A 24818-nucleotide genomic window follows, 5' to 3' on the forward strand; every position below is an offset into this window, starting at 1 on the left:
CCTCAGGCCAGGTCAGGGGATAGCGTGGCGCGGATGTTCCGGCAGCGTTCCACGCGGCGCAGGACCAGCACCGCGGCGAGCGTCGGCGTGAGCATCACGGCGGCGATGCAGAGCCGTTCCAGCAGGCCCATCGAAACGTCGTTGTCATTGCGGCGAAAACCGGTCAACCACAGCGGCGTCATCCGCCCGCCACATGCCCGCGTAGGCGAGTCCGGTGAATGTCAGGACCGAGCGGGGTGTGATCGCCGAGCGGCTGGTCGTCACGGAGCGGGCCGTGCTCAAGCACGTCGGGAACATCTTCGCCAAGCTCGACCTGCCCGTCGGGGATTCCGGCCACCGCCGGGTGCTGGCGGTGCTGGCTTATCACGGCGGCTGAGGGCCGCTTTCGGTCCAGGCCGCCGCAGGGCCGTCGCGAGCCGCACGGGCGCGCCCCTCCGGCACTGAGAGGCGTCGGTGGGCGGGGACGATCCCGGCATCAGTCCGTGCCCATCCGGTCGATGGCGGCGGCGATGCCGTCGAGGAGCAGTTCCAGGCCGAAGGTGAAGTCGTGGTCCGCCGGGTCTTCGGCGACCTGGTCGGCGTGCGGTTCGAAGACGTCGGCCGCGAAAAGCTTCGCCGCGTCCGGGAAGCGGTTCGGGTCGACCAGCGCCGCCAGCGTTTGGCCGTAGTCCTGCTCGACCTGCGCCTGGCTGAGGCCGGTGTCCCGGCGGCCTTCTTCGAGTTGCCGGGCCAGCACGATCGCGTGCCGCACCTGCCCGCTGACGGCGTTCAGCAAGCCCACCTGCGTCCCCAGGCCCAGCCCGGTGTCCCGGAGGACCCGCAGCAACGCGTCCATCCAGCTGATGGCGTTCGGCCCACGAGGTGGGCCGGAGGTCGGCACGTCGGTCAGCCACGGGTGTTCGGCGTACCTCGCCCGGATGGCGAACGCCCACCGCCGCACCCCGTCGCGCCACCCGAGGTCCGCGCCGAGGTCGGGGGCTGGGCCGGTGGCGTGGTCGACCATCAGCTCGAACAGTTCGTCCTTCGAGCCCACGTGGCGGTACAGCGACATCTTGGTGACGCCCAGCGGCTGCGAGACCTTCTGCAGCGTCACGCCGTCCAACCCGTCCTGGTCGGCCAGGTCCACGGCGGCGCGCACCACCCGGTCGACGTCCAGCTCGGCTGGTCGGCCGAGCCGCGACGACGCGGGGAGCCGCCAGAGCCTCGCCAGGTCGGCGGGCACCTCCTGGTCAGTCATGACGCGAATTCCTCCAAATAATGTCCCATGGATAGTATCTCTTGGATATTATCTGCTCGATGATCGGTGGATCGGATCGGAAACGGAGAAGAAGCTCATGACTGGACAGCTCACCGCGGCCAGGGAACGCGTCCACGACGTCGACGCCCTGAGAGGTTTCGCCCTGCTCGGAATCTTCATCGTCAACATCACCTTCATGGCGTCGGGCTACCCCGGGAACCTCGTGGCCGACCCGGCGTTCTCCTCGACCTTCGATGACATCGCCCGCAGGCTGTCGTCAGTACTGGTCGACATGAAGTTCTACCTCCTCTTCTCGTTCCTGTTCGGCTACAGCTTCACGCTGCAGATGGCGGCGGCGGACCGAGCGGGAGCGGCCTTCGCGCCACGCATACTGCGCCGGATCGCCGGCCTGTTCGCGCTGGGCGTGCTGCACATCCTGTTCCTCAACGGGGGCGACATCCTCACCACCTACGCGGTGATCTGCCTGATCCTCTTCTGGATGCGCGGGGTCAGCGATCGAACCGCGCTGCGCGTCGTCGCCGCGGTGTACGGCGTCGTGCTGCTCAGCATGCTGGCCAGCGGCCTCTTCATGGACACCGCTGCGTTCCTGCCCCCTGAGGCCGAGGCGCTGGTCAATGCCGAGCGGGCGACCCAGGCGCTTCTCGGCGGCTGGGGCGACATCATCGGCGAACACGTCGCAGGGCTCTCGCTGCTGGTGATCCAGGCCGTCTCGATGCAGGGCCCGACCGCGCTCGCGATGTTCCTGCTCGGCATGGTCGCCGGCCGCCGTCGGCTGCTCGCCCAGGTGGGTGGCGACGAGGCGATCCTGCGCCGGATCCAGTGGATCGGCTTCCCGGTCGGGCTAGCGGGCGGCCTGATCTACACCTTCGGCGGAGGCAACGGCCAAACGCTGGCCGTCGCGGCCAGCGTCGCCACCGCGCCACTGCTGGCGGCGGCGTACGTCGCGACCCTGCTCCGCGTGATGCACAGCCCGCGCTCCGCGTACGTCCGCGCCGCACTCGCACCCGCCGGGCGGATCGCGCTGACCAACTACCTCGGCCAGTCGGCGCTCGGCCTGCTGGTCTTCACCGGAATCGGCATCGGCCTCGCCGGCACCTTCTCCCCAGCGGCGACGACGGGCCTGGCGCTGCTCATCTTCGCCCTCCAGCTGGCGGCAAGCGCATGGTGGCTGCGCCGGCACCAGTACGGCCCGGCCGAATGGCTCCTCCGCTGGATCACCAACGCCCGGCGCCCCGCCTGGCGGAAGCGCTGACTCCGCTGACCCGCACCCCGCCCGTTGCGGCGGCGGCCCCGGGTCGCGCGGCCCCGCGGGAGGCCCGGGGTCGGTGCCGCTGTGGCCTCGGTTACCTGGGACAATGGGCCCCACCGCTCTCGCCAGGAGGTTTCGACGACGTGTCCGGTACCGCAAGCAGCAACGGCCCCGACCGCAAGGGGCAGGGGCCTGTCCTCGTTGTCGATTACGGCGCCCAGTACGCGCAGCTGATCGCGCGACGGGTGCGGGAGGCACAGGTCTACTCCGAGGTCGTGCCGCACGACATCCCGGTCCAGGACATCGCGCGTCGCGACCCGGCCGCCATCGTGCTCTCCGGTGGCCCCGCCAGTGTCTACGCCGACGGCGCGCCGCAGATCGACCCGGAGCTGTTCAACGCGGGCATCCCGGTGTTCGGCATCTGCTACGGCTTCCAGGCGATGACCTCCGCGCTCGGCGGCACGGTCGAGCACACCGGCACCCGCGAGTACGGCCGCACCGAGCTGGACATCAGCGGCGACGGCGGCACGCTGCACGCGGAGCTGCCCGGGCGCCACCCGGTGTGGATGAGCCACGGCGACTCGGTGAGCAAGGCCCCGGCGGGCTTCGCCGTCACCGCCGCCACCAAGGACACCCCGGTGGCCGCCTTCGAGAACGTCGAGCGCCAGCTGGCCGGCGTGCAGTACCACCCCGAGGTGGTGCACTCGCCGCACGGCCAGGAGGTGCTGCGCCGGTTCCTGCACGAGATCGCCGGGGTTCGCCCGCAGTGGACCACCGCGTCCATCGTGGACGAGACGGTGGCGGCGATCCGCGAGCAGATCGGCGACCGGCGGGCGATCTGCGCGCTGTCCGGCGGCGTCGACTCCGCGGTGGCCGCCGCGCTCGTGCACCGCGCCATCGGCGACCAGCTGACCTGCGTGTTCGTCGACCACGGCCTGCTGCGCTCCGGCGAGCGCGCCCAGGTGGAGCGCGACTTCGTCGCTGCCACCGGCGTCCGGTTGGTGACCATCGACGCGGTGGACCGGTTCCTCGGCGCACTGGCCGACGTTACCGACCCCGAGGAGAAGCGCAAGATCATTGGTCGCGAGTTCATCCGCGTCTTCGAGCAGGCCGCCCGCGACCTGCAGGCCGAGGCGGGCGCGGCCGGCGAGCAGATCGACTTCCTGGTCCAGGGCACGTTGTACCCGGACGTGGTGGAGTCCGGCGGCGGGACCGGCGCTGCGAACATCAAGAGCCACCACAACGTCGGCGGCCTGCCCGACGACCTGCAGTTCGAGCTCGTCGAGCCGCTGCGCGCGCTGTTCAAGGACGAGGTGCGGCGGGTCGGGCTGGAGCTGGGCCTGCCGGAGACGATCGTGCACCGGCAGCCGTTCCCCGGGCCGGGCCTGGGCATCCGGATCATCGGCGAGGTGACTGCGGAGCGGCTCGCGACGCTGCGCGCGGCGGACTCGATCGCCCGCGAGGAGCTGACCGCCGCGGGCCTGGATCGCGACATCTGGCAGTGCCCGGTGGTGCTGCTGGCCGACGTCCGGTCGGTGGGCGTCCAGGGCGACGGCCGCACCTACGGGCACCCGGTGGTGCTGCGCCCGGTGTCCAGCGAGGACGCGATGACCGCGGACTGGACCCGGCTGCCCTACGACGTGCTGGAGCGGATCTCCACCCGGATCACCAACGAGGTCGCCGACGTCAACCGGGTAACCCTCGACGTCACCTCCAAGCCCCCAGGCACCATCGAGTGGGAGTGACCGGAGAGGTCCGACGAGGTGAAGGGCGCCTTCGACAACTGGTCGAAGGCGCCCTTCGCGCTTCATCCGAACGGGTCAGGACCTCGGTGACCCTTTTCCCCAGGGGATTCCGCGGCCAGCGCCCTTTTTGTCAGGCCGTGTCCGGTGGTAGCTCGACGCGGACTTGCCCGGTTTGGACCTGCTCTGCGCACCATGCGCACACCGGACGATCGTCCTTTTCAGACACCTCGGCAGGTGGGGTGAGTACGCCGCACAGGGCGGTCAGCTTGCCGTCGTCACGCGGCACGAACCTGTTGAGCAGGATGTGGTTCTGGTAGCCGAACGCGGCCCAATACCCGGTAGGAGTGTCCTCGATGGATTGATCATCTGACACGGCTGCTCTTTTCCACGAAGGGAGCCTCACGTAGGCGGGACTGGGGCTGGACTGGGGCTGGACCGGTGGATGCACCGAAGGGTGGCGCGCCAGGGATAACACCAAACGCACGGCCCACCTGGCTGTAGTTCTGCGACAGGGCATCTTTTGCCGAGTTGGCCGGCCGAGTTGGCCGGCGGAAGGTGCCCTTCACGCCTCTCGCTGTCGGGTAGTGGGGTGGCCGGTCGGTGCGTGGGGAGGGGAGTCGCACCGACCGGCCCGCAAGGGTCCGGCGCCGTAGGTCGGGGGCGCGTCGGCGTCCGGGCCCGAGATTCGGGGGGTTAGAGGCGGTGGAGGGCGTCGAGGATTCGGCGTTGGATTTCCAGCGGTGGTGGCTGGGGCGCGTTGATGTCCTTTGTGGAGTGTGGTGGGGGTTGGGGTTCGCGCAGGTGGTGCCGACCGCCGGACGCGGCTTCGGCGGCGGCCTGGGCTAGCAGGTGCCGAACCGTCAGCGCGCCCTCGCCGCCGCCGGAATGTTTGCCGTACTCGGAGAAATAGCGGGCCGCGAACCACGCGACGACAACGACGACAGCTGCACTGAGCATGAGCGCGGGGATCATGAGTTGGCCCTCGTTGCGTCGATGACTGCCAGTTCGCGGCCGGGAACGGTCGCGGTGTTGCCGCGCAGTGCGACGACCAGGCAGTCGAGGCCTCTCGCGGCCTTTTCGAGATCGTCAACGTTCCACAGGCCGCGCTCGATGTCGTCGACCGCAAAGCCGAGTATCACGATCGCGGACCGCATGAGTTTCGCGAGCCGGGCGTAGTCGCTCATCGCGTACCGCCCTTCGGCATCGGAATCCCGGCGAGCTCGTGAGCTTTGACGTTGCACTCGGGACAGGTTTCCCACAGCCACGCCACGTCGGAGTTGTCTGCGGGCAGTTGATGCCTGCACAACGTGGCCACCACGAAGCCATTCGGGTAGCCGCCAAGGGGTTTCGTGTCGGCGCTGGCATGTCGCTTTCCGCCGGCGGGAACCCAGCTGAACGGGTGCGGCCGGTACATCACGACGCCGCCTGCGAGGTGGTGACACGGGTGGTGTCCTCTCGTCGCGGCTCGTTGACCACTGGTTTTGGAATTCCAGCTGCATGGCGACCACATGGATTCACCCCTGAATCATGAATCTCGTCTGACACATCAGAAGTTATCGGCGATAATGTCAGATCATCAAGTCCCGCGACCGGGTGAACACTCGGTGACCTACGAGATCGTTAAGATGACGGCCATGTCATCGGCGCGGCAGCGGCAACTGGGCAGCTGGCTTGAGAAGCTGCGCAAGCAGCAGGGCTACGACGTGGAAGACGCCGCCAAGGTCCTGGGCTGTTCGGTCAGCAAGATCAGACATATCGAAGCCGGCCGATCCAAGGTCAAGAAGACCGAGCTGGCCAAGCTGCTGCATTGCTACAAAGCACCGGACGACGTGCGCGAACAGCTGGAGGCTACGCAGGCCGACGCCGAACAGCGCGGTTGGTGGGAGTCATACCGAGTGCCGGACTGGTTCGCGCCGTTCGTCGAGTTCGAGAGCTTCGCAAGCGAGGCGTACAACTTCGAACTCGACTTGATTCCCGGGCTGTTGCAGACCGAGCGCTACGCCTACGAAGTGCACCGGGCGGGTCGATATACGACCAATCCGCCGGATATCCAGCGTCGGGTGAAGGCACGCATGGAGCGCCAGCGCAGGCTTGACGAGAACCCGCCCTTGGAGTTTCGCGCCGTGGTAGCTGAGGCGGCGTTCCATCGGCTGGTCGGCGGGCCTGAAGTGATGCGCGAGCAGATCGATGCCGTGATCGAGCGGTGTCAGTTGTCAAACGTGATTCTTCAGGTGCTGCCGTTCAAAGCGGGCATGCACGCCAGTCCATCTGGCACGTTCATCGTGTTGGCGTTCTCTCGGCCGGACGACGAGTCGATCGGGTTCATGGACTCGCCGCTTGGTGGTCACACCGTTGATAAAGAAGACGACGTGGCGGCCCTGCGTTACGTCTTCGACGAGGTCCGCTCCCTGGCGCTACCTGCTCCCGAATCGTTAGATCTTCTGCGTACCATCAGGAACAACCTGGCGTAAGACACTTAGGAGGTTGGTGCGTGGACCTCTCCCGCACGACGTGGCGCAAGTCGTCGCGGTCGAACAGTGGCGGCAACTGCGTCGAGGTTGGTCGTGTCGGTGGTGGCGCTGCGGTGCGGGACACCAAGGATCGTGCCGCCGGGTACTTCACGGCCACCGGCTCTCAGTGGCGGGCGTTCATTGGCGCGGTGAAGGCCGGCCGGTTCGGCGACTGACCTGGGTGCCTGAATGGCCGTTCCTGGTGCCGGTGGTGCAGGGAACGGCCATTCGTGTGTGGTCAGAAAAGGGTGCTGGCCGCAGAATCCCCCTTGGCATCCCGCGCACATGGGGTCTTTCATCGTGTTCGAGTTTCCGAAGGCTTCGCCGATCGTGCACATGGAGCACTACCGCTCGTCGGTTTCCCTGCACAACTCGGGTATCGCCAACGCGTACAAAGATGCGGTTATTAGCCTGCACGAGTTGGCGATGCCTCCTGAGGCATCGGTGGAGTTCATCGCCAGGCGCGCAGACGAGTTGGAGGCAGCTGCATGACGTTAGAGCCCACGGGTTGGCGGAAGTCGTCCCGTTCCGGTCAGCAGACAAGTTGTGTCGAGGTTGGTCGTGTCGGTGGTGGCGCTGCGGTGCGGGACACCAAGGATCGTGCCGCCGGGTACTTCACGGCCACCGGCTCTCAGTGGCGGGCGTTCATTGGCGCGGTGAAGGCCGGCCGGTTCGGCGACTGACCTGGGTGCCTGAATGGCCGTTCCTGTTGCCGGTGGTGACGGGAACGGGCCATTCGTGTGTGGTCAGAAAAGGGTGCTGGCCGCAGAATCCCCCTTGGGGGAAGGGATAGCACTGGAGAAGGGTGACCGCGTGTTGTTACCGCTTCTCCGGAGGGCGAGGGGGTTTGCCCTCCATGTTCTGTGCGGACCAGTCACCGAACACGGGCGGTGCGGTCTTGGGCAGGCCGAGGTCGTCCCACGGGTCGGTGTTGGGCTCGGCGTATTTGTTGGTGTGTTCCTTGTCCTCGTCGCCGGAACGCTGACCCCGTCCCGGTGCACCGGCCGCGCCCGCAGCACCCGCGCCACCACGCGCCGCGCCACTCGCGCCTGAGCCTGCGCGGCTGCCGGGTGTGAGGCCGCCGACACCGGCTCGACCACCCCCGCCCACGTTGCCCGCACCGCCGCGAACACCCGCACCGGTTCCGGGGCCGACACCGCGGCCCGAACCCGTACCTCCGCCGACTCGGCCGCCTGTTCCCGGCGCGGGAGTTCCACCGTCAGAACCGCTGGGCGGGATCACCGCGTCACCGACGAACCCGCCGCCACCGGGCCCTGGCTTCGGAGTCGCCGTAACTGCCAGTGGAGTCGCGCCGGCCGTGGGTGGATTCGACCATGCCGAACCCGACGCGGCCGGAGCTTGCGGCGACGGACTCACCGACGAATGCGCCGGTGGCGTCGATGTTGAAGGGGGCGGACCGAAGGTGTGTGGGGTCGACGGTCGGTCCGCGCTCGTGTCGCTCGTGTCGCTGGTGGAGCTGGTGGCGGTGTAGTTCGTGCTCGGGTCGACCTTGTTCACCGGCGTGGACTGGGCCGAAGTTACATCCCCGGCGAAGGTGGGCGGCGGCGGGAACTGCTGGATGCCGTTGACCCGCTCGTTGGTGGCCCCGGTGTAGGACTCGTACTGCTCCCGCGCCTGCGCCTCGACTTCGTCACAGCGCTCCTCGTGCGCTGCACGAACACCGGACTTGATCCCGTAGGAGATCGGGTTGACGTAGTCACCCCAGCCGATGTTGTCCGGCGGCACCTGGTACGGCGGGGGGAACGCGTTCTTGAAGTCCGCCGAGCCCTGCGCCTGCTGCTGCACCGCCGCCCCGGACTGCGCGGCAACCTCGATCGCTCCTCGGGTCGCCTGCGACAGCGGCGTCACAGCATCCCGAGCCTGATCACCCGCGCCGCCCCGCATCATGATCTCGGAGTCCTTGAGCACCCGAGCCAGCGCGGCGTCCGCGTCGGCAAAGGCTGAGCTCACCTGCTCCCGCCAGTTCGCGGCGGCCTGCGATGCCGCGGCGACACCCGGCCCGGCCTCCACCTCGCCGTAGATCTTCGGGTGATCAAACGCCGCAACGGCTCGCCCTGGTATCGCCTGCTTACCGAACAACCAATCAAACGCCCCCATAGCCCCTCCCGTAGCTCCCTACCGAATCCGACCTCACGCAGGAGGAAGATTCTTGATCACCATCTCTGCGATCTTGTCCGCGGCTGCACACGGACCGGAAAACCCTGATTCTTTGAAATCCTCAGTACCCATCTGGAAGTCGACCAGGAACAGTTCTGTATCCGATGTGCTCACATAGGTTCCACACGAACCGCTAGTGGCCCCAACGTGAGTTGCTGGATACCCCGCGACCTCAGCTGTCGGCTTACCATCTGCCACGATCTTCGTGGTGTACCGCAAGCCCTGGCCTTGGACTGTGTCTGGTGAAACCTGCAAGGCCAACTTGGCGCCGTCCCAGGCGCAGTTGGCTTGACCCCATTGGGACTTGTCCTGTCGCCCAGTGGTCGTCGCGCCAACTTCTTGCAGCTGCTGTGGGTTAAGCAGCTGGCAGGGGTCGCTAATGGCCTTGAGGTTCTTGGGCTGGTCGATCCGGAACGGGTCGTTCACTGCTGACGTGGTCTCGCCCCCGGTGGTGGGCTCGGGCAGCCCTGGTGTCGGGCTGGAGCAGCCGGCCAAACCGAGAACGAAAAGGCTTGCCGCAGCGGCGAGGGTGGTACGTGTGGTGTTCACAGTCAGGCCATCCGGTTGTCGTCATCGATGCGCTGGTGGTCCTCGATCGCCTTCTGAACAGCGGCCTTGAAACCCTCAATCCAGTCGATCATGCCTTGCGCTGTGTCGAACAGACAGCCCTCGCCCCCTTGGGCCCGTTCGCTGATTTTCTTGAACGCTTCGACCGTGACGTCGTCGGCGAATGGAGGCGTGACGTTTGAGAGCTGCCTCGCCAATCGTTGCGCCTCGACGTATTTGGCGCGGACTTCGTCGAGTCCTGCGAGAACGCGAGGCAACTGGTCGGGCTGGATCTCGAAGGTCTGGTGACCGTTCACGGTGCCCGCCGCGATCATCGCGGCGCCGGTGACCGGGTTGAACGGGGTCATTGCCATCCCGACGGCCTGCATTGCTGCGGCTTGCTGCGGTGACATCGGCTCGCTCACGCCTGGTGTCCTCCTGCATTCGATCGTCGTCCGGCCGTGATCCTGGCACAGCCCTCCCTCTTCGTGGGCAAAGTCAAGTAGGACCAGCCACATCGCCCAGCCCCGAACCGCTGCTCACCGGGGCAAGCGTCTATCGCTGCTGGTCGCGGACCTTTCGTCGGAGGTCGTCGCGGTAGGAACGCAGCGCGCCGATAAGCACCTTGGTGTCGGCTGGGGTGACCAGCGTGTTCTCGCCCCGTGGCGGTTGGGTGATCCGCGCGACCCTGCCGGTGGGGCTGTGGTGGGTCGTGATCGCCCACGGCCAGAGGTGGCTGTGGCCGTCGGGCTCGCGGATGCCGACGTTGAACTGCCCGATCATCCGGTCCGCCATGTTCGCGAGCTTGCCGACCGCCTTGGCGTCGCCGGCGCGGATTCCGGCCTGGCCGAGTTCGTAGGCGATCCAGTCGCCCTGGTCGGCTTGGTGGTTCTCGGCCTCCGTGCCGGCGGCGGCCAGGATCTTCGTCGGTACCGTGACACCCTGGCCCGCCGCGGGGATAACTTCGGGCAGGCACGCAACGAGCGCCTGCCCGGCGGCGTTCGGGGCGACCTCATCGATCCATACTCGGTCGCGGCTGAGGACGAAACGGAACGCCAGGTGATTCACGGTCACCATCGCCCGCGTTTCGGGCTTGTCCGGCTCGGTGAGGTAGAGGTAAGAGAACGACTGACCATAGGCGCGGAGACGATCTCGTACCACTGATCGTTCAGCCTGCCGCTGCGGTCGATCCAGCCCTTGGCCCGCGCACTGTCCTGTGCGGCCTCCAGCGTCGCTCGCGGATCGTCGGGCTGATCAAGCCCGCTGCGAGCCGAGGTCACGAACACCGGCACATCGAACTTCCGCCGTGCTTCCGCCGCCGAGACCAGCCCGGCATCGTGCCGGGCCTTCTCCTGCCGCACGATCGCACCGAACTCCCAGAAACTGCACTCCACCCCAGGCCCCGGATATTTTTGTCGTGTTCTCTCGTTTGGGAAGCCTATCGCGCAAGCTTTTCGGACGAGGCCAGTCGGCCGCACTCCGGGGACATGTCACCCATCTAGCCGTGTCGCACGACATATTCCGAACATTCCGGCCGATCACGAAAGAGCACCGGCAACGGGAACGACCCGGACCCAGTCGACGAGGTAGCGGACGTTGCCCGCGGCGACCTTGTCCACCGTGGACTGTGGTAGGCCGAAATACGGTTCCGTCACGCCGTTGACGCCGTTCGGGTACCCGCCGCCGAGCGCGAAGTTCAGGATCAGGAACTGCGGGTCGTCGTACGCCCACGTCCAGCCCTTGGACTCGATCTCCTGCTTGGTGACCCGGTACGTCTCGGTGTCGTCCACGAAGAAGGTCAACCCGTCCGGAGCCCAGTCCACTTCGTACACGTGCCAGTCCGCCGGGTCCTTGCCATCGAAGTTCTGGCGCTTGGTGAACGGGGTGTCGCCGTGGTACTCCGGGCCGTGCAGTGCCGAGCTCGTCCACGGCTCGCCGACGTGCTCCATCACGTCGATCTCGCCGCACTCCGGCCACGGCTTGCCCGCGTCGATGTTCGCGCCCAGCGACCACCACGCGGGCCACAGCCCGGATGCGGTGGCGTTCTCGGGGAGCTTGAGCCGTGCCGAGTACCTGCCGTAGGTGAACTCGACCTTGTCCTGGGTCTTGATCCGGCCGGAGATGAAGTCGTAGGTCTGGCCGTCCGGCGCCTGGTGGCCGGGCTCGAACCGGGGGTGCAGCGCCAGCGCACCGTTGCTCGCCCCGGTCGACGGGTCCTGGTCGAGGTAGATGGTATCGGGCGAATCGACGTACGCCTGCTGTTCCTGGTTGACGGTGCCGAAGTTCTCGCCGGTGACCTCGACCGTCCACTTGGAACGGTCGAGCTCCGAACCGGAGAAGTCGTCGAAGAACACCTCGGCGCGGGGCGTCGCACCGGCTTCGAGCAGCGGCGCGGAGGCCAGCAGGGCGTGTGCGGCATCGGCCGCGAGCAGTCGTCTCGGGGCCATGTCGGCTCCTTCCGAGTAGTTGGGAGCGCCCCACTCCCGCGCACCCAGCGGTCCGAGTGGATCGATCGAGTATGCCCACCGGTTCCGCATCAGGTCCCGCGCGTGGCGTGTTTTGGAAACGCGTTCAGATCCCGCGCACCGGCCGGGAAGGGCTGCGGCGATTTCGCGCGAGATCGCTGTAGCCCGCGGATCGCGGTCCCGGGCGGAGTTGTGGCGAGCGTTGCTGTTCTGCCGAAATCGATGCCCGAGCCGGGCGTGCGGAACTAGGGTCGGGCGGGACTGATCTGGGGAGGGCCGATGGCCGTAGTCATCATCGGTGTCGTGCTGCTGGTCGCGGCCGCCGTCGGGTTCTACTTCATGCGTCGCGCCCGCGACGAGCTGCACGCGATGATCGGCGCGGAAACCCTGCCGGTCAACGAGTTGGAGCTGCTGCGCAAGGCTTCCGACGACGTCGGCGCGCGGGGCGGATTCCGCAAGGAGTGCGAGGTCGTCGGCGCGGCGCACCCGCGCCCGGAAGGCGTGCTCATCTCCGAGCTCAGCAAGACCGAATGCGTTTGGTTCCGCTACGTCGTCAAGCGGCGCTATGAGCGGGTGCGCTACCGGGATGGTCGTCGGCACGTCGACCGGGGCAGCGAAACGGTCGCCGAGCACACGTCGTGGGAGGGCTACGCGCTGCGCGATGACCACGGCATGCTGATCGGCGTCGATCCCAACGGCACCAAACCGGATCGGCCGGAGCAGGTCGTCGACCGGTTCGAGCCGCACAACCCGCAGGGGCCGACTGTGTTCGGGTTCCAGCTGCCGAACATCTTCGACAACAGCGGCACGGTCGGCTACGAGTACAAGGAGTGGGTGATCCGGCCCGGTCGGCGGCTGTACATCCTTGGCGAGGCGCACGACAAGATCGGTCCGCTGGTGATCGGCAAGCCCGAGCAGAAGGGCTTCTTCATCATCTCCACCCGCAGCGAGCAGGAGGTGCGCGACAGCCTCCGGACCCAACACCGGTTGCTGGCGTTCGGGATTCCGGCGGCCGCGCTGGCCGGGATCGTCTGCGTCGTCCTCGGCATCGTGCTCTGACGCGCCGTTCCCAGACCCACCCCGGGGTGCTGCTCCGCAATTTCAAATGGAAATCGGCCCTTCGATTTCCATTTGAAATCGAAGAGCCTGGGACGGGACGACCTCAGGTGTCGCGGCGGGTGCGGAACGAGGCGATCAGCATGACGACGCCGATCACGACGGCGGCGACCGCCAGCAGCCATTGGATGTGACCGCCGAAGCCGAACAGCAGGCCGCCCGCGACAGCGACCGAGAGCAAGCCGGCGACCAGCGTCACCACGTCCGGACCGTCCCGGTCGGGACGATGGTTGATCTCGTTGTCAGCCACGGGTGACCTCCACGCTTCCAGTGCCCACCACGAGGTCGAGCACGATGTGCCCACCGCCGGGGCCGTCTTCGCCCTGGTCGGTGACCGAGATGTCCGCCCCCCGGCCGTCCGCCGTGTCGTTGAAGCACCGCACGTCGCCCAGTTCCGACGCGCACCGCGCCGTCACGTCCACGTTCGGTGGCAGCTGGACGGTGATGTCGCCCAACCCGACGTTGGCTCCGGTGCGCAGCTCCTGGCCGTCGGTGATTTGCAGGTCCCGCAGGTCGAACAGGACGGAACCAGCCGACCGCTGGTAGTGCGGGAGCACGTTCTCGATCGAGGTGGGCCGGACCTCGTCGCTGCCCATGTTCCCGGTGAAGTCGCCCATCGGCAGCACCGCCATCGCCATGGCCAACGCGCCGACCGGGATCGCGGCCCCGATCAGTCCGCGACCGCCCCGCAGGAACGCGCCGCCGATCATGCCGAGCCCCAGCACGGCGAGCGCGATCGCCAGCGCCGACTCCTGCGGCGCGCCGATCGCCGCGGCCAGAACGGATGCGAACGCCGCCAGCGCCAGGGTCGCGAAGGTGATCCAGCGCCGTTTGGGCCGCGGCGGCGGTTGGGGTTCCTCGGGTTCGCTCGGTTCGGGCAGATCCCAGGCGAACGGTGCGGCCCCCAGCGGGTCCCAGGCCGGCGGCTGCTGCGGCGGCTGTTCGGCCTGCGCTGCGTTCGTCGTGGTCGATGCGATGCCGGGGTAGACCCAGGTGTTCTCGGCCACCGGAACCGCCGGCTGTGGACCGGCGACGGGAGCCGCTGTGGCCGGTGCTGTCGCCGTCGGCGTGACGCCGCGGTCGCCGTAGTTGCGGTGCAGCAGGTAGAGCGCGCCGAGACCGAGGGCCACGCCGATGATCGCCGGCGAGCTCGTCAGCCAGAACACGCCGGGGATCAGCAGCAGCACGAGGACCACGGCCAGCCCGGTGGACGTCGGCTCCCGGGTCGGCTCGGTCGAGCCCGGCAGCGGATCGCCTTCCTTCGGGAACACCAACCAGCCCAGCAGGTAGAGCACCACCCCGGCGCCGCCGTAGATCGTGGCCAGCACGAAGGCGACGCGAACCAGGATCGGATCGATGCCGTACCGCGTGCCGATCGCGGCGGACACGCCACCCAGCTTGCCGCCCGTGCGAGGCCGCATCGGGCGGGTAGCCCAGAAGCCCCGCAAGGTTTCCTCGAAACCGGCGGCGCCGGATAGCTTCGTGCTGCTCATGGCTACCACTATCCGAGAGCGGTGCCCCCGGAAGCATCAGGGACGCCCCTGAGACTGCCCGGAAAGTCAGGGGCCGTCCCCGATGCCCGCGCGCGTGCGGGCGTGTGACGATCGTTGTCGTGAAGGCCCGGTTTAAGCGGAAACGGACTCATCAGGCGGAAGCGGCCGATGCAAGGCCGCTGGCGGAGCGGCCGACGGTGCCGCTGTCGACGCAGTCCACGTTGTCCGGGCAGTTGCGGCGCCGGCGCACCGGACGGCTGGTGGCAGGGGTCGCCAGCGGTGTCGCAGAGCACCTGAACCTCCCGGTGCTGTGGGTGCGCGGTGCCTTCGCGGCGCTAGCCGTGTGCGGCGGGGCGGGGATCCTCGCGTACGCGCTGCTCTGGGTGTTCGTGCCGCAGAGCAGTGGCGCGGAACAGCCCATCTCGGTCAAGGAACGCCAGCAGGGCGTCGGGATGATCCTGCTCTGCATCGGGGCGATGGTGGCGGCCGTGTCGTTCATCGCGGCGCCGACGTGGGTCGTCGCCCCGCTGGTGGTGGTGCTGGTCGGGGCCGCCGTGGTCTGGCGGGAAGCCGACGAGTCGCAGCGCCGCCGGTGGCGGCAGGGCGCCCGGTCCGGGGTGGCGGGCGCGCTGCTCGGCGGCGGCGGGCGGGCGGCGCTGGTGCGCATCTCGGCCGGGGCGGCGCTGGTGGTCCTGGGCCTCGTGATCTTCCTGGTCGGCACCTCCTCCATCGACGACGTCCGCTTCGGATTGCTTTCGGTGCTCGCCACGCTGATCGGCGTAGCGGTGCTGACCGTGCCGTGGTGGGTGCGGCTGGTGCGCGACCTCAACGTCGAGCGGGCCAGCCGCATCCGCTCCCAGGAGCGCGCCGAGATCGCCGCGCACCTGCACGACTCGGTGCTGCAGACCCTCACGCTGATCCAGAAGCAGGCCGACTCCGAGCGCGAGGTTCGCCGCCTGGCGCGGGGCCAGGAACGCGAGCTGCGGAACTGGCTGTACGGCCCCGACGGCTACGGTTCCGAGCGGGAGGCGGCGATCGACGACGCGCCCGCCGCCCGGTTCGCCGCCGCGCTGGGCCGGGTCTGCGGCGAGGTCGAGGACGTCTTCGCGATCAAGGTCCAGCAGGTCGTCGTCGGCGACTGCGACCTCGACGAGCGGCTGACCGCGCAGCTCGCCGCGGCCCGGGAAGCGGTCGTCAACGCCGCCAAGCACGCGGGGGTCGCGGAGGTCAGCGTCTACGCGGAGGTGGAGTCCGAGCAGGTCTCGGTGTACGTGCGGGACCGCGGCGCGGGGTTCGACCCGGACCGCGTGCCCGACGACCGGCACGGCCTCGCCGACTCGATCCACGGGCGCATGCAGCGGCACGGCGGCCGGGTCAAGGTGCGCACCTCGCCCGGCTCGGGCACCGAGGTGCAGATGGAAATGCCCAGGGCCGCGGCGTGAACTCGCGCACCCTGCGGGACGAACCCAGCGATGGAGGATGTTGATCGTGACCGGTGAAGCGACACCCGAGGTCAGCGAATCCCGGCCGGTCCGGGTGTTCCTGGTTGACGACCACGCGTTGTTCCGCGCCGGGGTACGCGCCGAGCTCGGCGCGTCCGCCGACCGGGTCGAGGTGGTCGGTGAGGCGGGATCGGTGGCCGAGGCCGTCACCGGGATCGATCACTACCGCCCCGAGGTGGTGCTGCTCGACGTGCACATGCCCGATGGCGGCGGAGCCGAGGTGCTCCGGCAGGTGCGCAGCAAGAACATCGAAGTGGTGTTCCTGGCGCTGTCGGTGTCGGACGCGGCGGAGGACGTCATCGCGGTGATCCGCAGCGGGGCGCGCGGTTACGTCACCAAGACGATCTCCGGGCGGGAGCTCGCGGACGCGGTCGAGCGCGTGCGGGCGGGCGACGCGGTGTTCTCGCCGCGGCTGGCGGGCTTCGTGCTGGACGCCTTCTCGGAGGGCCCGAACTCGGCCCCGGTCGGCGACCCGGAGCTCGACCTGCTGACGCCGCGGGAGCGTGAGGTGCTGCGGCTGCTGGCGCGCGGCTACGCGTACAAGGAGATCGCGTCCGAGCTGTTCATCTCGGTGAAGACGGTGGAGACGCACGTGTCCAGCGTGCTGCGCAAGACCCAGCTGTCGAACCGCTACGAGCTGTCCCGTTGGGCCTCAGACCGCCGCCTGGTGTGACTCGGGTCTTTATAGGCAGCGGTAGCTGTTTGCGGTGTGGCACTCAACCGGCATCGCCGCGGGTTCTCAGGCCGGTCCCACCCCGCCGGGGTTCCCTGCGAGGACAGCCCCGACGTGGCGTATTGGACATGCATGAGTCGGGGATCCCACAGCGAGGCGGGCGCCTGCGCTACCCGCACCGCTGCGCAACCGCTTCCGCCTGTACGCGGACCTCGGGTTCAGCGGCGTTTTCGCGGTGCTGTTGGGACTCCTGCTGCTCGGGGTCCTGGTTCTCGCGGTGGGCGGGTCTGCGCACCGCCGGGCGCAGCCTGAAATCGCTGCATGCCGAGCCGGCGCCCCGGACCCGCGACGACCAGCTGACCTGACCTCCGGGGATTTCCCGGTTCTGGACCGGGAAATCCCCGGACCAGGTCATTTCAGCGGGTGGTTGGTGGCCAGGTCGGCGTAGAGCTGGGAGCCGCGCATCAACGCGAGGCGGATCCTGGTCCAGGCGCCGGGCGGCTCGATCGGCGGGAGCTCGTCGGTGCGGGTGATGCGGGTGGCCTCGGTGCGGAGCTGGTTCGACATCTCGTCCTCGAGAGCGGGTGCGGCAACGGGTTTCGGGATGGGGGAGCGGCGGGTCAGGGCTACGCCCAGCAGCACGATCGCCATGCCCAGCAGGACCCGCAGGCCCAGTTCTTCGCCGAGCAGCAACCAACCGAGCAGCACCGACACGATCGGCATCAGATAGGCCACCGTGGACGCCGTCGTCGCGCCTTCGTCGCCGATGATCCGGTAGTTGATCGCGAACGCGAGTCCGGTGCCGAAGATGCCCAGGGCCGCGACCGCGAGCAGCGCGAGGGGCTCCCAGCGCACCGGCTGCAGGCCGTCGAGCGGGAGCGCCAGCAGCGCGTATCCGGTCGCGGCGACCATCTGCATGGCGGCCAGCGCCAGCGGTGGCAGGCCGTGGTTCCCGGTGAGGTTCCGTCCGATGTAGACGTAGCCGATCCCGTAGCTGACCGCCGCGCTCAGGCAGGCGAGCACGCCCCAGCTGAGCAGGCTGCCGCCCTGCCACGGGGCGAAGATCAGCAGTACCCCGAGGAACCCCAGCAGCAGTCCGCCGAGCCGGGTCGGCGGCATTGCCTCGCGACCGGCGAACAGCCCGAACAGCACCGTCCACAGTGGCGTCGTCGCGTTCAGCACGCCGGTCAGGCCGGAGTCGACGGTCTGCTCGCCGAGGCCGAACAGCACCCACGGCAGCGCGCTGCCGAACAGCGCGGCGACGGCGACGTGCCGCCACAACTTGCGGTCGCGGCTCGGTCGCATGCCGCGCAGCGCGCACAGCGCGAGGAGGACCGCGGCGCCGAGCACGATGCGGGTCAGCGCGATCTGGGTCGGGGAGAGCGCCCCCAGCGCGAGCTTGATCAGCAGAAAGCTGGAGCCCCACAGCAGCGCCAGCACGCCTAGTCGGACGTAGTTGGTCGGGTTGTTCATGTCCTGTCCGGTCTCGCGGGGTATCGCGTGGTCGAGGTGTCGCCGTGAAGGTAGGTCGCCGGTGTCTCGGCGCCCGCCGAACCGATTTCCGCCTACTACGTTGCGCCAACCGAGACATAAGTACAAGTGAAATAAAATCAATCGATGTTTTAGGTCTGCTGTATCGTGGAGTCGTGTTGGACGTACGCCGGATGCAAGTGCTGCGCGCCGTGGTCACCAGCGGCTCGGTCAGCGCGGCCGCGACGAACCTCGGGTACACCCCGTCCGCGATCAGCCAGCAGCTGTCCACGCTGGAGAAGGAGGCGGGCACGCCGCTGCTGGAGAAGGTCGGGCGCGGGCTCCGGCCGACCCCGGCGGGCACCCTGCTGGCCGAGCGCGCCGGGCGGATCGCCGAGCTGCTCAGCAGCACCGAGGCGGAGCTGGCAGACATCCGCGCCGGGCGCACCGGCCTGCTGCGGGTGCGGTTCTTCCACACCGCCAGCGTCGGGCTGATCCCGCCCGCGGTCGCCAAGTTCCGGGCCGAGCACCCCGAGGTCCAGCTCGACCTGCGGATGCAGGAGGTCGGGCTGCTCGACGAGGTGGCCCGCGGCGAGGCCGACCTGGCGATCATCGTGGTGGGGCGTGCGGTGCCCGAACGACGCGGGGTGCGGTTCGTGCACCTCGGCGACGACCCGTACCGGCTGGTGCTGCCGAAATCGCACCCGATGGCCGCCCAGGACTGCGTGGACCTGGTCCAGCTGGCCCGCGAATCCTGGATCAACAGCGCCGTGACCAGCGATGACGTCTGCTCGACGCTGCTCAGGGACGCCTACGCCAGTGCCGGGTTCACGCCCAAGGTGGTGCTGGAGACCGACGGCAGCTACTCAGCGCAGGGCTTCGTGGCCGCGGGGCTGGGCGTTGCGCTGGTCCCGCGCCTGGGCCTGGACGTCGTGCACCCCGGAGTGGTGGTGAGGCCGGTGCGCAACCCGGAGCCGGCCCGCCGCCTGTACGTCGCGGTGCGGGAAACGGTAGCCGACCGCCCGGCCACCCAGTCCGTGCTCAACACCCTCCTGGAGATCGCCCAAGCCTGAAAACGTGGTCCAAACTCGCTCTGCCACGCAGAACGAGTTTGGAAACAGTCTCTGGCGGGGCGGTCAGTTGCGGCGGTCGGTGTTGATCAGCGGCTTCCCGTCGGGCGTGGCGACCATGCCGAGCATGTGCGACTCGGTGATCTTGCTGTGGCCCTTGGTGAACTGCAGCGTCACGATCACGTTGGCCCCGGACTGCACAGGCTCGCCGATGATCTTCACGTCCTCGATCGTCTTCCAGAACCCCTCGTAGCGGTCCTTGCCCTGCGACTGCAGGTTCGGCCCCAGCAGATTCCAGGCCTGGTCCAGCTTGCCCGGCACCAGCGAGTAGTACCTGCGCACCACGTCCACGATCTCGTCCTGGGACGGCTGCTGCATCGCGCTGGTCGACGGCGGGGAGCTGCTGGTGGTCGCGGCCGCAGAAGGCGCCGTCGCCGTGGTCGTGGTTGCCGTGGCCGACGAGGCGCTGGACTCCGGGGGCGTCTGCGGCGGGGCGGACGGAGCGGGCTGCCCCTGCGGTGTCCCGTCTCCGAAGGCGTTCGCGGCGAGCACCCCGACCAGCACCGCGACCACGATCGCCACCACCCACAAGGCGATCTGGCGGTAGTTGCGCCGCGGTGCCTCCTGCTGCGCGGGCACCGCGCCACCGAGCATGGTGGGCGGATTGGCCGCCGGGGGCGGACCCATCCGGTTGCCCGCGGGCGGCGTACGCGGCGGTGCGGCTTGCGGCCGCTGCCAGCCGCCGCTGGGCGAAGCGTTCGGAATCGGCCGCCCGTCGAGCACAGCCTGCAGCAGCTCGCGGGCCTGCGCCATGGTCGGCCGGTCGACCGGGTCCGGGCGCAGCAGCTGTATCAGCGCCGGGGTCATCGGCCCGGCCTGCTGCGGCGGCTCGATCTGCCCGCGCGCCACCCGGTGCAGCAGGCTGATCGCGTTCTCGTCCACCCCGAACGGCGGCCCGCCCTCGATCGCCGCGTACAGCGTCGAGCCCAGCGAGAAAACGTCGGAGGCAGGCGCCGGATCCCGTCCCAGCGCCACCTCCGGCGCCAGGTAGGCCGGGGTGCCGGCGAGGATGCCGCTCTTGGTGACCGCGACATCGCCGATGGCCCGGGAGATGCCGAAGTCGGTGATCTTGGCGATGTCGTTGTCGCCCAGCAGGATGTTGCCGGGCTTGAGGTCGCGGTGCACGATGCCGGCCATGTGCGCCGCGGCCAGCGCCCCGGCCACCTGCACGCCGATCCGCGCCACCTGCAGCGGCGGCAGCACGCCCTGCTCGTCGATGACCGACGAGAGGCTTTGCGACGGCAGGTATTCCATGACCAGGACCGGCTGGCCCTCGTCCTCCGCGACGTCGAACACGACGATCGCGTTCTGGTGCTGCAATCGGGCGGCGATGCGACCTTCGCGCATCGCCCGCTGACGGGCTTCTTCGGTTTCTTCGGGGGTGTAACCGGGCTGCAGCAGCAGCTGCTTGACTGCGACCGTGCGGTGCAGGCGCTCGTCAACGGCCTGCCACACCACGCCCATGGCGCCGCTGCCGATCTGCTGCTGCAAGCGGTACCGGCCCGCGATCAAACGACCTTCGGCGCTCACCGGTGTCTCCTGGTACTGGCTGTGCCTACTTGGACAGTACTGACCGGACCCCCGTGGCCAGCTTTCACCCGACGGTGCGCAACGTTACTGGGCGTCTCGCACCCGATCGCACACCGGGGCCACCCGTGCCCGAACACACTCGTGGCCGGGGAGCTCACCGCGTGGTGAACGCCCCGGCCAGCCCGTGTTCGCGAGCGGATCCTACTCCCCGGACCCGCTGCTGTTCGGCTCGCTCGTAGGCGTGTCGTCGGGTTCCGTGGGGGGCGTCGTCTTCGACGTGGACGGCGGCGTCTGCGAAGTCGACGGCGGCGTCGTCTTCGGTGTCGTCGGCGGCGTCGTGCTCGGTGTCGTCGGCGGCGTCGTGCTCGGGGCGTTGGTCTTCGTGGCGGTCGGCTCTTCCTCGCTGGTGGTCTCCGGCGGCGGCGGCGGAGGCACCGGGTTTACCTGCGAGGTCGTCGTGTTCCCGGTGTTCTCCGGCGGCTTCTGGCTGTTCATCAGCGCAGAGGTCACCAGCACCGCGATCACCGCGACGGCCACCAGCGCGATGCCCGAGATCACCACGGGCCGCTTGCTCCTGCGCGGCTTCTCGTAGATCGCCGCGTCGCCACGGGTGTCGGAACCCATGTACGAGGTGGCGTCCGCGTAGGCCTGCTCGGAGTACGGCTCGTCCTCGTAGTAGGACGCGACGGTGGTGCCGTTCGAGCCGGCGACGCTGGTCGGGGCCAGATCGGGCCGGCTGGAATCCGGAGTCAGCGCGGGCGGGATCGGCGCCGCCATGGCCGGGACCGAGGTCACCGAACCGCCGTCGGCCACCGCCTGCAGCATGTCCCGGACCTGTGCCATGTCCGGCCGGTCCTCGACGCGGGCGGCCATCATCGCCATCAGCGGCGGCACCATCGGGCCGGCCTGCTGCGGCGGCTCGATCTTCCCGGCGGCCACCGCGTGCAGCAGCGCGAGGGTGTTCTCGTTCAGCCCGAACGGCGGGTGGCCCTCGATCGCCGCGTACAGCGTCGCGCCGAGCGAGAACACGTCGGAGGCGGGCGTCGGCTCCTGGCCCATCGCCACGTCGGGGGACAGGTAGGCGGGCGTGCCCGCGAGCATCCCGGTCTTGGTGACCTGGACGTCGCCCTGCGCCCGCGAGATCCCGAAGTCGGTGATCTTCACCTGGCCGTTGTCGCCGAGCAGGATGTTGCCGGGCTTGATGTCGCGGTGCACGACACCGGCGGCGTGCGCCGCACCCAGTGCCGAGGCGACCTGCGTACCGATCCGCGCCACCTCGCGCGGCGGGAGCGGCCCGTGATCGGACATCATCCCGGCGAGGCTGGTGGACGGCAGGTACTCCATGACCAGGACCGGCTGACCCTCGTCCTCGGCCACGTCGTACACCGAGATGGCGTTCGGGTGCTGGAGGCGGGCCGCGATGCGGCCTTCCCGCATTGCCCGCTGCCGCGCTTCCTCGGCCTCACCCGGATCCAATCCGGGCTGCAGCAACAACTGCTTGACCGCGACCGTGCGGTGCAGGCGTTCGTCGACACACTCCCACACCACGCCCATCGCGCCACTGCCGATGCGTCGCTGCACTCGGTAGCGTCCGGCGACCAGGCGACCTTCGTCGCTCACCGACGTCTCCCCGTACTGCTATCGATGCTCAACGGGCACCGCATGAACCCGGGAGGATCGTCCCGGGCACGGCCCCACCGAACATCGGCGGATTAGGCGGACCGGCTCCGGCCCCCCGATATGTACACGTTCTCGACGCGGTCCGGTTTGGCCGAATGGCTCGATCCGAACCGCGATAAGGGAGCCTAGCCCACGCCGTGTTGGCGTAGGCCCGAAGTCGAAAAGATCGGTGCAACCCAATTCGACGTTACGCTGCCGCCCTAGCGCGGTCGGCCGAACCGGATCCGCCTCACAGTCGTTTCCGCTGGTGATGTTGGGCGTATCGGGTCCTCCGAGGCGTCCGCGCGGGGACGTGCGCCGGCTGCGCGGAGCAGCGATATCGCCGCTGTCCGGTTCATCCCGGTACGGCGGCGGGCGTTTCCGCGGGCTCGGTCGTTGTCGCATTGTTGTGAGAAGCCGTTCCCGCGCCGCTACCGGGGAGAGACGTGCCGGGCGCCGAGCAGTTCGGCCTCGACGATCTTCGGATGGGCACCCGATTCGACTGTGAGCAGCTGGCGGAGCACCACCCGGTGCCCGTCCGGATAGCGGGCCTCGACCTCGGCCAGCACCACGCCGACCGACCTCGTCTGCGCCCGCAGCTGCAGCGATTCGACGGCTTCCCACCCCCGGACCAGCGCCGCCCGCTGCCCGGCGAGCAGTCTCGGGTCCACCAGCGCAACGGCCGAGCTCGGGTCGTGCTGCAAGCGGCGGTAGAACTCGTTGACCAGGCTGAGCGCCGATCCTTGGCTGCCCGCCGTGGGGTTGGCGGTGCTCTGCTCCGCAGGTTCCGGCGCGTCGCTGGTGCCGCCCGAACCGGCCACTGCGGCGAAGCCGCCGTTGTCGGCGAACGGCCAGCCTGCGTTGCGCACCAGGTCCGGTCGAAGCGCCGACACGCCGTCGATCGGGGCGGCGGAGGAAGCGGGGTGCGGCGCGGCGGCAGGTTCCGCGATGATCATCGCGCCTACCGAAGCGGCCCCGAGGATCAGCAGAGCACCCAGCGAGCCGAGGACGATCCGGCAGCGCAGCGACAGCGCGTCATCCGCCGGATCAGGCGTCTTGAGGAGTTGGTCGGCGAGGCGCTCGTGCTCCGGGGACAGCGGGATCCGCTTCATCAACTCGGCCACGGTGATCGCGCCCGCACCCGAGTCGGCGTGGTCGTGACGTCTGCCGGTCGAAGGGTGATGCTGCACTCGCTGGCCCGTCCTCGTGAGTTGGCTCCGCCGAACTCGTACCGCGACGATGCCCTGATCGAGAAGCCTTGCCGTCGAGTTCACCGGAAGGGAACGTTGCGGAGGCTCGAACGGAGCAGTGGATCAGGATTCGTGATCAGAAGATTCGCTTGTCGGAGGTGATCAGCGGTTCGTTCTCCAGTGTGTACCGCAGCTCCCGGCGCTGGGTCTGCACGGTGCCGTCCGCCATGGTCAACCGGAGGGTGTGCACCGTGCTGTTCGGTGTCGCGTAGCCGTCGACGATCTCGACCGACTCGGCACCCGAGTACCGGGCGGCGAACGCCTCGTAGCCCTCGGCCCGCAACGATCCGGTGGTCATCGAGTAGGCGTCCCGCAGGTCGCCGCGGCTGATCGCGGCGTGGTACTCCTGGCTGCGTTGCTTGATCGCCTCGGTGTCGCCGAACAGCAGCTGCGGGACCCCGGGCACCCGCGTCCCGCTGGTCGAGGTCGGCGCGGCGCTGGAGGTCGACCAGCCGAGTATGCCTGGAGCCGGAACCGTGCCGCTGGCGGAGCTCGACGGGCTCGGGGCGCCTTCGGACACGGCCATCGGCGCCAGCGCCTGCACCGAGCCGGTCGTCCGCACGGACTCCGGCCGGGTCGGATTGCCGGTCAGGTAGTACGGGTCCGAAGGCGGCAGCGGCGGGTAGTCGCGGCCGCGCGGCATGCTCGGCAGCTCCAGACCCTCGATCGTCGTCGTGCTGTCGGCCAGCAAGGTCGTGATGAACATCAGCCCGCCCAGCGCGGCGGCCGACGAGGCGATCGCGAACCAGGCCGCCTGCCGCCAGGTCCGCGGCGGGGTGACCGAGGCCGGGACCATGCCCAGGTCGAACTTGTGCAACCCGCCCACCGGCATGGTGTCGACCAGCGGGTCGGTCACCAGCCCCGCGGCGAGCGCGTGCGACGCCTGGCGCTGGCGGGGCACCGGTGTCCACGAGACCGCTGCTCCGGTCTTGCGGTGCCGGCCGTGCGCGGGCGGTTCCGGCGTCGGCGGCCTGTCGAGCTGGCCGCTCCAGCCGGGGGTTCTGCCGCTGTGCATCGGAGGTCTCGACTTTCTGCGACTCGCGG

Annotated in this window: 29 protein-coding genes and 1 pseudogene; 11 read left to right on the forward strand and 19 right to left on the reverse strand. The window is 69.1% G+C overall.

Annotation, left to right across the window (positions count from 1 at the left end):
- Positions 1-2: 2 nt before the first annotated feature.
- Complete coding sequence (locus DL519_RS33955; protein WP_190820892.1) at positions 3-182, reverse strand: hypothetical protein; 180 nt, start codon at positions 180-182, stop codon at positions 3-5.
- A 59-nt stretch (positions 183-241) separates the two neighbouring features.
- Between DL519_RS33955 and DL519_RS33960 the strand changes: the two are divergent.
- Positions 242-376 (forward strand): annotated as a pseudogene (locus DL519_RS33960) (DNA-binding response regulator); the annotation flags it as partial.
- 99 nt (positions 377-475) lie between these two features.
- On the opposite strand, the gene DL519_RS33965 reads toward DL519_RS33960, so the two are convergent.
- The gene (locus tag DL519_RS33965) at positions 476-1237 is read right to left on the reverse strand and encodes a TetR/AcrR family transcriptional regulator (protein ID WP_190820894.1); all 762 of its coding nucleotides are present in this window, start codon (positions 1235-1237) and stop codon (positions 476-478) included.
- Positions 1238-1334: 97 nt separating this feature from the next.
- Here DL519_RS33965 and DL519_RS33970 point away from each other — a divergent pair, with 97 nt between their 5' ends.
- A complete protein-coding gene (locus DL519_RS33970) occupies positions 1335-2510 on the forward strand; it encodes a DUF418 domain-containing protein (RefSeq protein ID WP_190820896.1) in 1176 nt (391 codons plus the stop codon).
- Between the two features lie 140 nt (positions 2511-2650).
- Positions 2651-4252 (forward strand): glutamine-hydrolyzing GMP synthase, encoded by a 1602-nt coding sequence (gene guaA / locus DL519_RS33975; RefSeq protein WP_190820898.1) that lies wholly within the window; start codon positions 2651-2653, stop codon positions 4250-4252.
- Positions 4253-4382: 130 nt separating this feature from the next.
- On the opposite strand, the gene DL519_RS33980 is transcribed toward guaA, so the two are convergent.
- From DL519_RS33980 to DL519_RS33995, 4 genes are all read right to left on the reverse strand, one after another.
- Positions 4383-4625, reverse strand: coding sequence for a hypothetical protein (locus DL519_RS33980; protein ID WP_190820900.1), 243 nt, complete (start codon positions 4623-4625; stop codon positions 4383-4385).
- Positions 4626-4945: 320 nt separating this feature from the next.
- Entirely contained in the window at positions 4946-5224 is a 279-nt protein-coding gene (locus DL519_RS33985; RefSeq protein WP_190820902.1) for a hypothetical protein, read from the reverse strand.
- Positions 5221-5436, reverse strand: a complete 216-nt coding sequence (locus DL519_RS33990; protein ID WP_190820904.1) for a hypothetical protein — start codon at positions 5434-5436, stop codon at positions 5221-5223. The genes DL519_RS33985 and DL519_RS33990 overlap by 4 nt, the downstream gene beginning before the upstream one ends.
- Complete coding sequence (locus DL519_RS33995) at positions 5433-5762, reverse strand: zinc finger protein (RefSeq protein WP_317891409.1); 330 nt, start codon at positions 5760-5762, stop codon at positions 5433-5435. Before DL519_RS33995 ends, DL519_RS33990 begins: the two co-directional genes overlap by 4 nt.
- A gap of 94 nt (positions 5763-5856) precedes the next feature.
- Here DL519_RS33995 and DL519_RS34000 point away from each other — a divergent pair, with 94 nt between their 5' ends.
- From DL519_RS34000 to DL519_RS34015, 4 genes are read left to right on the forward strand one after another with little or no spacing between them, the layout of a single operon-like run.
- Positions 5857-6723, forward strand: a complete 867-nt coding sequence (locus DL519_RS34000) for a helix-turn-helix domain-containing protein (RefSeq protein WP_190820906.1) — start codon at positions 5857-5859, stop codon at positions 6721-6723.
- A 20-nt stretch (positions 6724-6743) separates the two neighbouring features.
- The gene (locus DL519_RS34005; protein WP_190820908.1) at positions 6744-6938 is read left to right on the forward strand and encodes a DUF397 domain-containing protein; all 195 of its coding nucleotides are present in this window, start codon (positions 6744-6746) and stop codon (positions 6936-6938) included.
- Positions 6939-6951: 13 nt separating this feature from the next.
- Complete coding sequence (locus DL519_RS47550) at positions 6952-7254, forward strand: Scr1 family TA system antitoxin-like transcriptional regulator (protein ID WP_223839886.1); 303 nt, start codon at positions 6952-6954, stop codon at positions 7252-7254.
- The gene (locus tag DL519_RS34015; RefSeq protein WP_190820911.1) at positions 7251-7445 is read left to right on the forward strand and encodes a DUF397 domain-containing protein; all 195 of its coding nucleotides are present in this window, start codon (positions 7251-7253) and stop codon (positions 7443-7445) included. The genes DL519_RS47550 and DL519_RS34015 overlap by 4 nt, the downstream gene beginning before the upstream one ends.
- A gap of 136 nt (positions 7446-7581) precedes the next feature.
- Here the strand turns inward: DL519_RS34015 and DL519_RS34020 are convergent, their stop codons facing one another.
- The 6 genes from DL519_RS34020 to DL519_RS34040 all read right to left on the reverse strand — a co-directional run bounded on the left by DL519_RS34020 (position 7582) and on the right by DL519_RS34040 (position 11933).
- Entirely contained in the window at positions 7582-8880 is a 1299-nt protein-coding gene (locus DL519_RS34020; RefSeq protein WP_190820913.1) for a hypothetical protein, read from the reverse strand.
- Positions 8881-8913: 33 nt separating this feature from the next.
- On the reverse strand, positions 8914-9489 hold the full coding sequence (locus tag DL519_RS34025) for a DUF3558 domain-containing protein (RefSeq protein ID WP_190820915.1): 576 nt from the start codon (positions 9487-9489) through the stop codon (positions 8914-8916).
- A 2-nt stretch (positions 9490-9491) separates the two neighbouring features.
- Positions 9492-9911: a hypothetical protein gene (locus DL519_RS34030; RefSeq protein WP_190820917.1), complete on the reverse strand. Its 420-nt coding sequence runs from the start codon at positions 9909-9911 to the stop codon at positions 9492-9494.
- A gap of 130 nt (positions 9912-10041) precedes the next feature.
- Entirely contained in the window at positions 10042-10647 is a 606-nt protein-coding gene (locus DL519_RS34035; protein WP_223839887.1) for an ESX secretion-associated protein EspG, read from the reverse strand.
- Entirely contained in the window at positions 10557-10880 is a 324-nt protein-coding gene (locus DL519_RS47555) for a hypothetical protein (RefSeq protein WP_223840483.1), read from the reverse strand. The genes DL519_RS34035 and DL519_RS47555 overlap by 91 nt, the downstream gene beginning before the upstream one ends.
- Before the next feature lie 144 nt (positions 10881-11024).
- Positions 11025-11933, reverse strand: coding sequence for a glycoside hydrolase family 16 protein (locus DL519_RS34040; RefSeq protein WP_190820919.1), 909 nt, complete (start codon positions 11931-11933; stop codon positions 11025-11027).
- 297 nt (positions 11934-12230) lie between these two features.
- Between DL519_RS34040 and DL519_RS34045 the strand changes: the two genes are divergently transcribed.
- Positions 12231-13010, forward strand: a complete 780-nt coding sequence (locus tag DL519_RS34045; protein WP_190820921.1) for an E3 ubiquitin ligase family protein — start codon at positions 12231-12233, stop codon at positions 13008-13010.
- A 103-nt stretch (positions 13011-13113) separates the two neighbouring features.
- Here the strand turns inward: DL519_RS34045 and DL519_RS34050 are convergent, their stop codons facing one another.
- Positions 13114-13317, reverse strand: a complete 204-nt coding sequence (locus DL519_RS34050) for a hypothetical protein (protein ID WP_190820923.1) — start codon at positions 13315-13317, stop codon at positions 13114-13116.
- A complete protein-coding gene (locus DL519_RS34055; protein ID WP_190820925.1) occupies positions 13310-14560 on the reverse strand; it encodes a PspC domain-containing protein in 1251 nt (416 codons plus the stop codon). Before DL519_RS34055 ends, DL519_RS34050 begins: the two co-directional genes overlap by 8 nt.
- A gap of 119 nt (positions 14561-14679) precedes the next feature.
- Here DL519_RS34055 and DL519_RS34060 point away from each other — a divergent pair, with 119 nt between their 5' ends.
- Together DL519_RS34060 and DL519_RS34065 are read left to right on the forward strand one after the other, a co-directional pair.
- On the forward strand, positions 14680-16002 hold the full coding sequence (locus DL519_RS34060; protein WP_190824386.1) for an ATP-binding protein: 1323 nt from the start codon (positions 14680-14682) through the stop codon (positions 16000-16002).
- A 37-nt stretch (positions 16003-16039) separates the two neighbouring features.
- Complete coding sequence (locus DL519_RS34065) at positions 16040-16735, forward strand: response regulator (RefSeq protein ID WP_190820927.1); 696 nt, start codon at positions 16040-16042, stop codon at positions 16733-16735.
- A gap of 411 nt (positions 16736-17146) precedes the next feature.
- Here DL519_RS34065 and DL519_RS34070 read toward each other — a convergent pair whose 3' ends face one another.
- Positions 17147-18208 (reverse strand): DMT family transporter, encoded by a 1062-nt coding sequence (locus tag DL519_RS34070; RefSeq protein WP_190820929.1) that lies wholly within the window; start codon positions 18206-18208, stop codon positions 17147-17149.
- A gap of 173 nt (positions 18209-18381) precedes the next feature.
- Between DL519_RS34070 and DL519_RS34075 the strand changes: the two genes are divergently transcribed.
- The gene (locus DL519_RS34075) at positions 18382-19278 is read left to right on the forward strand and encodes a LysR family transcriptional regulator (protein ID WP_223839888.1); all 897 of its coding nucleotides are present in this window, start codon (positions 18382-18384) and stop codon (positions 19276-19278) included.
- Between the two features lie 63 nt (positions 19279-19341).
- Here DL519_RS34075 and DL519_RS34080 read toward each other — a convergent pair whose 3' ends face one another.
- The 4 genes from DL519_RS34080 to DL519_RS34095 all read right to left on the reverse strand — a co-directional run bounded on the left by DL519_RS34080 (position 19342) and on the right by DL519_RS34095 (position 24789).
- Positions 19342-20865 (reverse strand): serine/threonine-protein kinase, encoded by a 1524-nt coding sequence (locus tag DL519_RS34080; RefSeq protein WP_190820931.1) that lies wholly within the window; start codon positions 20863-20865, stop codon positions 19342-19344.
- A 201-nt stretch (positions 20866-21066) separates the two neighbouring features.
- A complete protein-coding gene (locus DL519_RS34085; RefSeq protein ID WP_190820933.1) occupies positions 21067-22485 on the reverse strand; it encodes a serine/threonine-protein kinase in 1419 nt (472 codons plus the stop codon).
- A 470-nt stretch (positions 22486-22955) separates the two neighbouring features.
- Complete coding sequence (locus tag DL519_RS34090; protein WP_190820934.1) at positions 22956-23714, reverse strand: hypothetical protein; 759 nt, start codon at positions 23712-23714, stop codon at positions 22956-22958.
- 136 nt (positions 23715-23850) lie between these two features.
- Positions 23851-24789, reverse strand: a complete 939-nt coding sequence (locus DL519_RS34095) for a hypothetical protein (protein ID WP_190820936.1) — start codon at positions 24787-24789, stop codon at positions 23851-23853.
- Positions 24790-24818: the final 29 nt, after the last annotated feature.

Origin of the sequence: Saccharopolyspora pogona, from assembly GCF_014697215.1 — a bacterium.
Taxonomy (GTDB): Bacteria; Actinomycetota; Actinomycetes; order Mycobacteriales; family Pseudonocardiaceae; genus Saccharopolyspora; species Saccharopolyspora hattusasensis.